Genomic DNA, 11,705 nt, shown 5'->3' with positions numbered 1-11,705 from the left:
GGCTCGGGAAGCGGTTTTGAGCACTCCGGAGGAGCAGGTAGTATTTTCTCTGTCAGCAGGCGCCGCTAGCTCAGTTGGTTAGAGCAGCTGACTCTTAATCAGCGGGTCCGGGGTTCGAGTCCCTGGCGGCGCACCTGTCCTTCGGGCGGTTTCCGGTTCACCGGGAACCGCCCGAAGTGTTTTCCGGGCCCGTCCGCGGCCCGGACAGGAGCGGGCCGCCCACCCCCTCAGAGGGTGAGCGAGAGCAGCAGCGGCGCGGCCTTGCGGTTCAGCACGTCGGCCGCGGCCCGCAGCCGGTGGGCGTGCTCCACGGGCAGGGACAGGGCGAGGCAGCCCACCGAGGCTCCCGCCGTGATCGGGACGGCCGCGCAGACCGTGCCGACGGCGTACTCCTGCAGGTCGAGCGTGGGCACCGTGGCCGGCTGGCTGTCCAGCTTCGAGAAGAGGATCCGCTCGTTCACGATGGTCTTCGACGTCAGCCGGGCGATCTTGTGCCGGGACAGGTGGTCGCGACGGCCGTCGAGGTCGAGCTGGGTCAGCAGGCACTTGCCGACCGCCATGGCGTGCGCCGCCGAGCGGAAGTCGACCCACTCGTGGACCTTGGGGGTGCGCGGGCTGTCCGCGAACTGCGTGATCCTGACCTCGCCGTCCACGTACCGGCTGATGTAGACCGCGGCCCCGACGGAGTCCCGCAGCCGGTCCAGGGTGTCCTGGAGCTTGTCCTGCAGCGCCTGCTGGCGGTCGACGCCGGAGCCCAGGAGCACGAGGGAGTCCCCGATGGCGTAGGCGCCGTCGGACACCTGCAGTACGTACCCCTCCCGGCGCAGCATGAGGAGCATGGGAGCGAGATGGGCCGCGGGCAGGCCTGTCTCACGCGCGATCTGTACATCGGTCACGCCGCCGGTATGGCGGGCGACCGTTTCGAGTACGCGCAGGGCGTACTGCACCGAGTGGAACGGCGCGGTCGGCTCGGGCTTCAGCGCCACGGTTTTCCCCCTAGCAGGTTGTTACCGCTTGCTCTCACACGATAGCCATCAAGAGGGCCGTGTGGAGCGCCTGTTGATGAGATTGATGGCTCAATCGCACCGGTCTGCCTGGATCTACTCCGCTGGCATATGCCTAGGTCATGAGTGGTGTCCAGTGCGCCGGGAATGCCCGGACCGGCCGCGCGGTTCGGGTTCTTCGTACGGACGGGACGAGCGGGCGAACGGAGCGGGAGAGACGATGAGTGACACCGGAGACGCGGGGGACGCTGGACGACGGGGAGACGACCGTCCGGGCGCCGGTTCGAGCGCCGGCGCGGGCAGCGGACCGGCCATCGGATCGGGCGAGGGGGAGATCCGCGGGACGGCCCTCGGCCGGGCCCCGGTGCTGCTCTCGGTGCTCGACCTCGTCACCGTCGGTGCCGGCAGCACCGCCCATGCCTCCCTGCGCACCAGCGTCGACATAGCCCGGCTCGCCGAGTCCCGCGGCTACCACCGCCACTGGGTCGCCGAACACCACTCCATGCCCGGGGTCGCCAGCTCCTCCCCGGCCGTGATCCTGGCCCACCTCGCCGCCCACACCTCCCGGATCCGCCTCGGCTCCGGCGGGGTCATGCTGCCCAACCACGCCCCGCTCGCCATCGCCGAGCAGTTCGGCACCCTGGAGGCCCTGGCCCCGGGCCGGATCGACCTCGGCCTCGGCCGCGCACCCGGCACCGACGGGCACACGGCCGCCGCCCTGCGCGGGCCCGGGCGCCGCGACGAGGCCGTGGACGAGTTCCCCCGGCAGCTCGCGGAGCTGATCCGCTTCCTCGACGACGACTTCCCCGACGGGCACCCGTACGCCCGCGTGCACGCGGTGCCGGGCCCCGTCCAGGGCCCCGCCGGGCGGCCGCCGATCTGGCTGCTCGGCTCCTCCGGCTTCAGCGCCCGCCTCGCCGGCGGACTCGGGCTGCCCTTCGCCTACGCGCACCACTTCTCCCCGGCCGGGACCCTGCCCGCCCTCGACCTCTACCGGCAGTCGTTCCGCCCCTCGGCCGTCCTGGACGCCCCGTACGCCGTCATCGGAGTCGCGGCCCTCGCCGCCGACACGGCCGAGGAGGCCCGCGCGCAGGTCCTGACCGGCGCCCTGTCGATGCTCCAGCTGCGCAGCGGGCGCCCCGGGCTGGTCCCGACACCCGAACAGGCGGCCGCGTACCCGTACACCCCGCTGGAACGGGAGTTCGTGGACGACCGCCTCGCGAGCGTGGTCCACGGCACCCCGGACGAGGTCACGGCGGGCCTGGACGACCTCGCGAAGCTCACGGGCGCGAACGAACTGATGCTGACCGCCAACGCCCACTCCGGGGAAGCCCGCCTCCGCTCGTACGCCCTCGTGGCGGACGCGTACGGCCTGCCGGCCCTGGGCGCCTGAGCCGACCGGTCCCGGGTTCCCCGGTCACAGACCGGGGAACCCGGACCGCCGCATGTGCAGTTCGGAACGGACCAGTTCGAGGAGCCGGCCGGTCCAATTGCGGCCCTGGCTGGCATTGTGCCCCCAGAAGTCCGAGTCGAAGTCGTCGTAGACCAGGGTGGCGTCGTCGGTCGCCAGCAGGATCTCGGCAAGGTCGGGGTGCTGGTCGTACTTGGCGCGCAGCAGGCTGGTCATGAAGGCGGCACGTGCTTGCTCCCAGCCCTCATGGCGCGGTGCCGTCAGCGCGAGCTTGCGCGCTTCGCGGTACGTGTCCGTCGAGGCGACCGCCTCGCTCACCTCTGGATCCGCGACGGACAGGGCCCAGTAGGCATGGGTGACGGAGGCGTACGCGATCTTCCCGATGGCGATCGGGGCGGGGTATTCGTTGCGCAGTCCGAGCCGACCGGGGGCCGCGACCCGTTCGGGCGTGAACGTGTGCGTGAGGCGGACGGCCGGCTTGTACAGAACCGCCGGACCGTCCGCTGGAAGGCGTGCGCTCGGCTTGTCCTTCCGGCGGGCCGCCTCCTCGAAGTATGCGAGGGCCTCGTCATAGCGCTCCTGGGTGACGACCGGTTCCCGCGGGAACAGGTAGGTACGGCCCCCGAGGCCTGCCACCAGGACCGGAAGCTGCCAGTTGTCGGTCCTGTCACCCAGCGCCCAGTGCCGCTGAGACTTCGGGATGGCGAGGAACGCGGTGCGGGCCGCGGCGCGGTTCTCCTCCGTCCGATCGGCGAGGAAGACGTCGACGGCGGCCAGGCAGCGCTCGGTCGAGTCGGGTCGCTTGTTCAGCTGGTCGATGGTGTCGCGGATTTCGGCGACGAGCTGGTCGGGAGTCGTCCAGTGCCGGGGCTCGCTGAACTTCCACTCTCCCATCCCGTCCGCGGCCGCCACAGCGCCTTCCGGGACGGTGGTGGCCACCCACCCGGTCCGGAGCTTCTCCTCGAACTCCTCGACGGTGACCAGGTCCCAGCAGCCGATGAGCCCGTCGGCGTAGATGAAGAGGTCGATCAGATGGTGGTGGCCGTTGTGGATGAAGGCGTGCCGCCAGGTGCCGGGTATGCGGATGCCGTCCACGGTGCGATGGATGATGCGTTTGCCGATCATCCCGTGATTCTGCCGTCCGACGCGAGCCCGCCCGGAAGGGTTTACGGGTGCCAACGAGCCCCGAGCGACCCCGGAGGGACCCGCACGGGCCGGCAACCGGAGTTTGGCTGGTTTGTTGCTGAAACCTGTCCGGAGGGTGAATGAAGGCAGCCTTAAATCGCTCGTCACCATGGGTGGCGGGCGATTTTTGGTGTGGTCCCACGTCGCTGACGTGGGGTTCTGGGCGCCAACTGGTCTAGTCCTTCTTTGGTCCAAACCATTGACTCGGGACCGGAGTGATCGCTATCACTATCCCCACCTGAAGTCTTGCCTTCCCCTCCCACTTCCCCGGAGGCAGTTCATGCACATCCGTAAATCCCTCATCGCGGCCGCCGCTACGGCCGCGCTGGCCGGCGGCACGCTGGCCGCCTTCGCGGGACTCACCACCGCCTCGGCCGCCGAGGCCGGGACCACCGCTTCGGCCGGCAACGTCAAGATCGCCTACTACGACCAGTGGTCCGTGTACGGGAACGCCTTTTACCCCAAGCACCTCGACACCCGTGGCATAGCGAGCAAGTTGGACGTCATCAACTACTCGTTCGGCAACATCCACCCCACCAACCTCACCTGTTTTGAGGCGAACAAGGCGGCGGGCGACGACAACAACCCCAACGCCGGTGACGGTGCGGGCGACTCGTACGCCGACTACCAGAAGTCCTTCAGCGCGGCCGACAGCGTCAGCGGCGTCGCGGACAAGTGGGACCAGCCGATCGTCGGCGTGTTCAACCAGTTCAAGCAGCTCAAGGCGAAGTACCCGAACCTGAAGATCAACATCTCGCTCGGTGGCTGGACCTACTCGAAGTACTTCAGCGACGCGGCCAAGACCGACGCTTCCCGCAAGAAGCTCGTCTCCTCCTGCATCGACCAGTACATCAAGGGCAACCTGCCCGTCGAGGGCGGCTACGGCGGCGTGGGCAGCGCGGCCGGCATCTTCGACGGCATCGACATCGACTGGGAGTACCCGGGCTCGTCGGGCGGCCACCTCGGCAACCACTACGCCCCCGAGGACAAGCAGAACTTCACGCTCCTGCTCAAGGAGTTCCGCCAGCAGCTCGACGCCCACGGCGCGGCCAACGGCGGCAAGAAGTACCTGCTGACCTCGGCCCTCCCGGCCGGCCAGGACAAGATCAAGTACATCGAGACGGACAAGATCGGCGCGTACCTCGACTACGCGAACATCATGACGTACGACATGCACGGCGCCTGGGACTCGGACGGCCCGACGTACCACCAGTCCCCGCTGCTGCCCTCGGCGTCCGACCCGACCGACGCGATCGCCCCGGGCACCGAGAAGTACAGCATCAAGAACGCCATCGACTCCTGGATCGACGGCAACGCCGCCTACGGCATCACCGGCGGCTTCCCCGCCAACAAGCTGGTCCTGGGCTACGAGTTCTACTACCGCGGCTGGAAGGGCGTGCAGCCCGGAACCACCAACGGTCTCGCCCAGCCCGCCACCCTGGCCTCCGCGGCCCGTCCGACCAGCCAGCAGGCCGGCATCGCGCTCTACAAGGAGCTCGGCGGCATCGTCGACAACCCGGCGACCACCTTCTGGGACGACCAGGCCAAGGCCTCGTACTTCTACAAGGACGGCGAGTTCTTCACCGGCCTGAACCAGAAGTCCATCCAGGCCCGGGTCGACTACGGCAAGCAGCGCGGCCTGGCCGGCGCGATGATGTACTCCCTGCTCGGCCTGGACGCCAACGCGACCCTGCTGAACCAGATCTCGGACTCCCTGGGCGGCACCACGCAGCCTCCGGTCACCCCGACTGCCACGCCCACGGCGACCCCGACGGCGACCCCGACGGCCACGCCCACGGCGACGCCGACGGCCACGCCGACGACGACCCCGCCCACCGGCTGCGGTTCGACCCCGGCGTACGTCGCGGGAACGATCTACACCGGCGGCAACGAGGTCTCGCACAACGGCCGCAAGTACAAGGCCCAGTGGTGGACGCAGAACGAGGTGCCCGGCACCACCGGTGAATGGGGTGTCTGGAAGGACCTCGGCGCCTGCTGATCCCCCCACCCCGCGCCGAGCGACCGGCAGCCCCCGCACTCCCCTCCCAGGGTGCGGGGGCTGCTGTGTGACATGGTTGCGGGATTCCCCGTACCGGAGCGTGCGGTGGTCGCTACGCTCGGCGACGAGTTGGATCCGCACGCGTCCTCATGGGGGTGACCATTCCCTTGGTCAACGTCCGCGCTCTCGATCCCAGCGCCTCGCCGCTGGACTACTACGCGTATGAGCTGTGCCGCCTGAGAGAAGCCGCCGGGCTGAAGCAGGGCCAGTTGGGCGACATCATCTACTGCTCGGGCTCGCTGATCGGCATGATCGAGAACACGAAACGAGTCCCGACCCGCGACTTCTCGGAACGGCTCGACGCTGCGCTGGGTACTGACGGGCACTTCTCCCGGCTGGTGGGGTTGGTCCTACGGAGCCAGCTGCCCCACTGGTTCCAGGCGTACGCGGAGATGGAAGCGAGGGCGGCGTTCATCTCCACGTTCCAGGCTCAGTTGGTCTACGGGCTACTTCAGACGGAGGCCTACGCGAAGGCTCTGGTGAGCGTGGAGTTTCCCGACCGAGCTGACGAGATCACGGCGGCCCGAATGGAGCGCCAGCGCATCCTGATGCGTGAGGAGCCGCCGGTGCTGCTGGTAGTGCTGGATGAGGCATTGCTGCACCGGAGCGTAGGCGGCCGGGAGGTCATGCGGGAGCAACTGGCCCATCTCCTGACCTTCGTCGAGCGGCCCTGGATCCAGATCCAGGTGCTCCCCTTCTCGGCTGGCGAACACAGCGGGATGATGGGCTCGTTCACTCTCCTTCGCTTCGACGGCGACCCTGATCTCTTCTACGCGGAGAGCTACGACTCGGGCCATATGACGGCCAATCCGCCAGTGATCAGGGAACGTTCCGTCGGATACGCTCGGCTGCAGGCCGCAGCCCTCTCGCCGGAGGAGTCGGCCCTTCTGATCGCACGCGTAATGGAGGAACGCTATGGGGACCAGTGTGTACCTGACGGGCGTGCAGTGGCGTAAGTCGTCCTACAGCGGCACGAACGGCGGCGAGTGCGTCGAGTGTGCCCCGCTAGGTGCAGCCGCCTGGCGCAAGGCCTCGTACAGCGGTGGGACCGGCGGCGACTGTGTCGAGGTCGCCCCCCAGCCCTGCCGCGTAGCCGTCCGGGACTCCAAGCGCCCAGACGGCCCCGCCTTCACCATCGCGCCGGAGGCGTTTGGGGCCTTCGTGCGGAGTCTCTGACTCAGACCTCGGGGTGCGGGGCAGGCCCCTCCGGCTGCCCCGGTTCCGCGGCGGCAGCCGCCTGGCGGCTGATGATGGCTGCGATCGCCTCCGGCGCCACCGCCCGGGAGTACAGCCAGCCCTGGCCGGTGTCGCAGCCGACGCGCTTCAGGCGGGCCGCCTGGCCGGCGGTCTCCACGCATTCGGCGGTCACCGTCAGGCCCAGCCGGTGCGCGAGCTGGACCAAGGCCTCGACGATGGTCTCGTCGGCCGGGTTCGGGTGGGAGCCCTCCTCGTAGCGGAAGCCCCGGACGAAGGAGCCGTCCAGTTTGAGGACGGAGACCGGGAGGCGGCTGAGGTAGGCCAGGTTCGAGTAGCCGGTGCCGAAGTCGTCGATGGCGATCCGCACCCCCATGTCGCTCAGTGCCTGGAGGGCCTGGAGCGGGCGGCCCGCCGAGCCCATGACGGCCGACTCCGTCAGCTCGAGCTGGAGGAGCTGGGGGGCCAGGCCGGTCTCCGCGAGGATCTCGGCGACGTCGCCGACGAGGTCGGAGTCCCAGACCTGGCGGACGGCCACGTTGACGGAGACGAAGACGGGGGAGTCGCTGGGCTGCTCGATCTGCCAGCGCCGGGCCTGGCGGCAGGCGGTCTGCAGGACCCAGCGGCCCAACTGGACGATGGATCCGTCCTCTTCGGCGATTCCGATGAACCGATTCGGCGTCAGCGTGCCGAACTGCGGGTGGTTCCAGCGCACCAGGGCCTCCACCCCGCGCACCGCCCCGCTCTCCAGGTCCACGAGGGGCTGGTACTCCACGTTGAACTCGCCGCGTTCCACGGCCGGCCGCAGCGTCGAGGAGAGGGCCTGGCGGGTCATGCGGTGCGCGTTGCGCTCCGGGTCGAAGAGGGTCCAGCGGGCCTTGCCGTCCGCCTTGGCCCAGTAGAGGGTCGTGTCCGCGGCCTGCATCAGGCCGGTCGCCGAGGTCCCGGCGGCCGCCCGCTCCACCACGCCGATCGAGGCGGAGACCGACAGCCGCTGACCGGCCAGGTCGAAGGGCTCCTGTACGGCGGCCAGGACGCTCCGCGCCAGGTCCGCGAGCTGCTCGGTGCCGGTGGACTCCTCCACCAGCAGGGCGAACTCGTCGCCGCCGAGCCGGGCCACCAGGTGGCCGCCGGTGCGCCCGTAGCCGGACTGGTCGGCGCACTGGGTGAGCCGCCCGGCGACGGCGGTCAGCAGCCGGTCGCCGACGCGGTGGCCGAGGGTGTCGTTGACGGCCTTGAATCCGTCGAGGTCCAGGTAGCAGAGCCCGATGCGGCCCGTGCCGCTCTGCCCGTACGAGGAGGCCTCCAGGGCGGCGGAGAGCCGCTCGAAGAACAGGGCCCGGTTGGGCAGCCGGGTCACCGGATCGTGCATCTGGAGGTGGCGCAGCCGGGCCTGGAGGTCGCGCCGGTCGCTGATGTCGGCGACGGAGAGCAGGACGTCGGTGGTGCCGGGTACGGGGCCGAGGGTGATCTCGGTCCACAGCGAGTGCCCGTCGGGGTGCTTGAGGCGGCGGGTGCAGCGGAGCCGGGCCTGCCGGCCGCGCAGCACCTCCTGGTAGGCGTGCCAGGTGCGGGCCTCGGAGGCGAGGTCCACCAGGTCGGCGGCGGACTGCCCGGCGAGGACGTGCGGCTCGGCGCCGAGGAGCGCGGCGAGGGCCTGGTTGGCGCCGGAGATGTGACCGGTGCGGTCGACGACGGCCATGGGGAGGTGGGCCGCGTTGAAGGCGGCCCGGTAGTCGGCCTGGTGGTCGGCCTGGTGGTCGGCTCGGCGGTCGGCTTCGTACTCGGCCTGGTGGTCGGCGCGGTCCGGGGTTGCCGTCGTCGCCGGCGCTGCCGGGTGACGCTGCGTCATGGCCGGTCGGATGCTGTCGGCCGCCGAACCGGTTCCGTCTGGGGTTCCGCTCACCGTTGGCTCCCGCAGTGCGTGTGAGTGTCCGTGCAGGAAAGTGTGCCGATCATAGAGGCTCCCGGACGGCCCTATCCAGCGGCGACGCCGTGCGGGGCGCGGGAGTTCGGCGTGATGACGGATCGTCGACGTGACGGCGAATGATCGTTTCCGCACGGCTGTGAGCATCCGGCGCCCACCGCTGACCCGACCTGATCGGTCGTGACTTTCCGTAGGCGCATGTGCGAAACCCGGCGTCACCGGCTTGCCCTAGTGCTCACTCGTGTGGGGCAGCGGAACAGGGCATTAGTAAGACAATCGCCCCAAAGTGGATGAAGAGGTACTAATCCACCACCGGAGGTCGATGTGCCGCGACAGCAGACACCCGGGGGAGTGGACCGCTCCCGCATGCGAACCACGGCGGCGGCGCTCACTTCCCTGACGGCGCTCGCCGCCATGTCGCTCGTCGCGGGACCCGCGGTCGCCGCCCCCGGAGCCGGACCCTGCGCGCTGACCCGTACCGCGGCCCACCACTCCCTGGGCCTGGACAGCTGGAACGGCGCCTACCCGAAGCCCGAGCGCACCCTCAACGCGGTCATGGTCTTCCTCTCCTTCCCCGACCACCGGCCCGCCCTGACCACCGAGGAACTCACCGCCGACTACTTCCCGGCGACCAGCGAGTTCTTCGAGCGGGCCTCCTACGGCCGCTTCCGCCTGGTCCCGCACCCGCAGAAGCAGTGGATCCAGATGCCGAAGCCGTCCGCCGCCTACGGCATACAGCGCGACTGGGCCCCGGCGGACCGGGCCGCCTACCTGCGCGACGCGGTGGCCGGGGCCGACCCGGCGGTGGACTTCGGCCGGTACGACGTCGTCTACTTCGTCGCCGACCCGGAGGCGCCCGGCGTCGACTCCGATGCCACCAAGGTCGTCAACTTCGAGCAGCCGATCCGGGCGGACGGCACCGACCTGCGCCGCATCGTCACGGTCTTCGAGAAGCACCCGCCGGACCGCAACGTGCTGGCCCACGAGACCGGGCACGTCTTCGACCTGCCGGACCTCTACCACCGCCCTTCGGACGGCAAGGGCGACTGGGACACCTACGTCGGGGACTGGGACGTCATGGGCAGCCAGTTCGGCATGGCCCCGGACCTCTTCGCCTGGCAGAAGTGGAAGCTCGGCTGGCTGGACGCCTCCCAGGTGGACTGCGTGGGAGCCGGCTCCTCCCTGCACACCCTCCAGCCGCTGTCCGAGGCCCCGCGCCCGGGCGGTACGGGAGGCACCCGGCTCGCGGTGGTCCGTACGGGCGCCGGCAGCGCGATCGCCGTCGAGGCGCGGGGCTCCGCCGGCAACGACGGGGACACCTGTACCGAGGGGGTGCTCATCTACCGGGTCCGCAACGAGGCGGCCTCCGGGGGCGGGCCGATCGAGGTCGTGGACGCACACCCCGGCACCGAGGCCTGCTGGGACCGCTCGGTGTACCCGCCGCTGGCGGACGCCCCGCTGGAGCTGGGGGAGACCTTCACCGTTCCGGGCGAGGGGATCACCGTGGAAGTGGCGGACCGCACGCAGTCGGGCGCGTACACGGTGAAGATCACGCGGGAAGAGCGCTAGGAGCGCCGGGACCGTATACGGGGCGCGGGACCCCGGACACGAAAAAGACCCCCACTCGCGTGGGGGTCTTTCTCCGTCTGTGCGCCGCCAGGGACTCGAACCCCGGACCCGCTGATTAAGAGTCAGCTGCTCTAACCAACTGAGCTAGCGGCGCTTGGTGACGAGGAAGACATTAGCACCCCGGGCGGCGATCGGAAAAATCGATATCCGCAGCTCGGGTGGCACGGACGAACGCCCACAGCAGCGCCTCCGGCCCGGGCAGCCACGGCAACCGGGTATCGGGGGCCACGAGCCAGCGCGAGGGCCCTCCGTCGCCGGCCAGCGGGGGCACGGTGACGGCGTCGCCGCGGCCGTGGCAGAGCGGGGCGGGCACGGGGGTGCTCCACTCCTCCCAGGCCAGCAGGGCCGGGAGCCGGTGGGCGGTGCCGGGGGCGGCGAAGAGCAGGGTCCGCCCGCGGTGCACGGCGGCCGGTCCGGAGCCGGGGCCCTCGGCCCAGAGCAGGTCGAGCATCCGGCGCCCGAGGACGAGGGGGACGTTGACGACGTCGAAGGCGGTCCCGCAGGGCAGCACGGCGGGCGCGGTGGGCCGGGCCTGCCAGGCGGCCAGCGTGCCTCCGGGCTGGGCGGAGGCCGAGGCCAGCCAGGCTGCGCCGGCCGGGGTGACGTGGGTCGCGGAGGCGGTCGTCGTCGTCCGCAGGTCGAGCGCGGGGCAGCCGGTCATGGTCGTCATGCGTTCAGGTCTACCCGGGGTAGCGAGCCGATCTCCGGGAGTTACGGGAAACCGGGACAGGCCGGGTGGGACTGGGGTATGTTGCGCCCCGCATATGCCAGGGGTCGAGGCCGGGTGTCACGTCCCGGGGGCGTCCCGGGCGTGTCCTCAGGCTCCCTCGGGAGCGGTGCCGCGCAGCAGGGACTCGCCGAACTCGATCATCTTGCGGGCGTAGTCCTCGGTCCACTCCGCCTGCTCCGCGATCGTCGCCGCCGACAGCCGGTCGAACCGCCGGGGGTCCGCGAGCTGCGCCGCCGCCACCGCCTGGAACTCCACCGCCCGCTCCTGGGCGGCACGGAAGGCCAGGGTCAGCTCCGTCGCCCGGACCAGCAGTTCCCGCGGGTCGTCGATCGATTCGAGGTCGAAGAAGTGTTCCGGGTCCGTGACGGTCTCCGACGGCTCGAAGAGCAACTGCGCGGGCCGCAGCCTCCGCTCGGTCCGCTCGGGCTCTGCCATGCGTGTCCTCCTGCTGGACGTGGGGGAAGCTTCCGCGCCGGGGGGCTCCCGGGGCGCGAGGCTTCCGGGTCGAAAAGCTTCCGGGCCACCGTCCATTGTCCAGCTTCACGCAAGGGCGCCCGAGGGCCCCG

The 11,705-nt window shown here is 70.5% G+C and carries 9 protein-coding genes, 2 tRNA genes and 1 pseudogene; 6 read left to right on the top strand and 6 right to left on the bottom strand.

Annotated elements, in window-relative coordinates:
- Nucleotides 1–59 precede the first annotated feature (59 nt).
- Nucleotides 60–133 (top strand) — tRNA-Lys (locus ACODT5_RS32075).
- 94 nt (nucleotides 134–227) lie between these two features.
- Here the strand turns inward: ACODT5_RS32075 and ACODT5_RS32070 are convergent.
- A complete protein-coding gene (locus tag ACODT5_RS32070; protein ID WP_422522623.1) occupies nucleotides 228–986 on the bottom strand; it encodes an IclR family transcriptional regulator in 759 nt (252 codons plus the stop codon).
- A 238-nt stretch (nucleotides 987–1,224) separates the two neighbouring features.
- Between ACODT5_RS32070 and ACODT5_RS32065 the strand changes: the two genes are divergently transcribed.
- Nucleotides 1,225–2,397, top strand: coding sequence for an LLM class flavin-dependent oxidoreductase (locus ACODT5_RS32065; RefSeq protein ID WP_422522622.1), 1,173 nt, complete (start codon nucleotides 1,225–1,227; stop codon nucleotides 2,395–2,397).
- Between the two features lie 24 nt (nucleotides 2,398–2,421).
- Here ACODT5_RS32065 and ACODT5_RS32060 read toward each other — a convergent pair whose 3' ends face one another.
- Nucleotides 2,422–3,540, bottom strand: coding sequence for an NADAR family protein (locus ACODT5_RS32060; protein ID WP_422522621.1), 1,119 nt, complete (start codon nucleotides 3,538–3,540; stop codon nucleotides 2,422–2,424).
- A 340-nt stretch (nucleotides 3,541–3,880) separates the two neighbouring features.
- Between ACODT5_RS32060 and ACODT5_RS32055 the strand changes: the two genes are divergently transcribed.
- The 3 genes from ACODT5_RS32055 to ACODT5_RS32045 all read left to right on the top strand — a co-directional run bounded on the left by ACODT5_RS32055 (nucleotide 3,881) and on the right by ACODT5_RS32045 (nucleotide 6,835).
- A complete protein-coding gene (locus ACODT5_RS32055; RefSeq protein ID WP_422522620.1) occupies nucleotides 3,881–5,599 on the top strand; it encodes a glycosyl hydrolase family 18 protein in 1,719 nt (572 codons plus the stop codon).
- Nucleotides 5,600–5,766: 167 nt separating this feature from the next.
- Nucleotides 5,767–6,615, top strand: a complete 849-nt coding sequence (locus ACODT5_RS32050) for a helix-turn-helix domain-containing protein (RefSeq protein WP_422525103.1) — start codon at nucleotides 5,767–5,769, stop codon at nucleotides 6,613–6,615.
- A complete protein-coding gene (locus ACODT5_RS32045; RefSeq protein ID WP_422522619.1) occupies nucleotides 6,575–6,835 on the top strand; it encodes a DUF397 domain-containing protein in 261 nt (86 codons plus the stop codon). Before ACODT5_RS32050 ends, ACODT5_RS32045 begins: the two co-directional genes overlap by 41 nt.
- Before the next feature lies 1 nt (nucleotide 6,836).
- Here ACODT5_RS32045 and ACODT5_RS32040 read toward each other — a convergent pair whose 3' ends face one another.
- Complete coding sequence (locus tag ACODT5_RS32040) at nucleotides 6,837–8,759, bottom strand: putative bifunctional diguanylate cyclase/phosphodiesterase (protein ID WP_422522618.1); 1,923 nt, start codon at nucleotides 8,757–8,759, stop codon at nucleotides 6,837–6,839.
- Nucleotides 8,760–9,104: 345 nt separating this feature from the next.
- On the opposite strand from ACODT5_RS32040, the gene ACODT5_RS32035 reads away from it, so the two are divergent.
- Nucleotides 9,105–10,349 carry a M6 family metalloprotease domain-containing protein gene (locus ACODT5_RS32035; RefSeq protein WP_422522617.1) on the top strand — a complete coding sequence of 415 codons (1,245 nt, stop codon included), beginning with the start codon at nucleotides 9,105–9,107 and terminating at the stop codon, nucleotides 10,347–10,349.
- Nucleotides 10,350–10,429: 80 nt separating this feature from the next.
- Here ACODT5_RS32035 and ACODT5_RS32030 read toward each other — a convergent pair.
- The 3 genes and pseudogenes from ACODT5_RS32030 to ACODT5_RS32020 all read right to left on the bottom strand — a co-directional run bounded on the left by ACODT5_RS32030 (nucleotide 10,430) and on the right by ACODT5_RS32020 (nucleotide 11,574).
- Nucleotides 10,430–10,503 (bottom strand) — tRNA-Lys (locus ACODT5_RS32030).
- Nucleotides 10,494–11,070 (bottom strand): annotated as a pseudogene (locus ACODT5_RS32025) (bifunctional DNA primase/polymerase). Before ACODT5_RS32025 ends, ACODT5_RS32030 begins: the two are co-directional and overlap by 10 nt.
- Nucleotides 11,071–11,226: 156 nt before the next feature.
- Entirely contained in the window at nucleotides 11,227–11,574 is a 348-nt protein-coding gene (locus ACODT5_RS32020) for a hypothetical protein (RefSeq protein WP_422522616.1), read from the bottom strand.
- Between the last annotated feature and the right edge of the window lie 131 nt (nucleotides 11,575–11,705).

Source organism: Streptomyces tatrensis (genome assembly GCF_049310065.1).
GTDB lineage: Bacteria > Actinomycetota > Actinomycetes > Streptomycetales > Streptomycetaceae > Streptomyces.
The sequence above is the reverse complement of the archived record's forward strand: the minus strand, read 5'-3'. Positions and strand labels throughout refer to the sequence as shown.

Coding starts and splice junctions, on each gene's coding strand:
- ACODT5_RS32065 (WP_422522622.1), top strand. CDS start 1,225: ATGAGTGACACCGGAGACGCGGGGGACGCTGGACGACGGGGAGACGAC.
- ACODT5_RS32060 (WP_422522621.1), bottom strand. CDS start 3,540: ATGATCGGCAAACGCATCATCCATCGCACCGTGGACGGCATCCGCATA.
- ACODT5_RS32055 (WP_422522620.1), top strand. CDS start 3,881: ATGCACATCCGTAAATCCCTCATCGCGGCCGCCGCTACGGCCGCGCTG.
- ACODT5_RS32045 (WP_422522619.1), top strand. CDS start 6,575: ATGGGGACCAGTGTGTACCTGACGGGCGTGCAGTGGCGTAAGTCGTCC.
- ACODT5_RS32020 (WP_422522616.1), bottom strand. CDS start 11,574: ATGGCAGAGCCCGAGCGGACCGAGCGGAGGCTGCGGCCCGCGCAGTTG.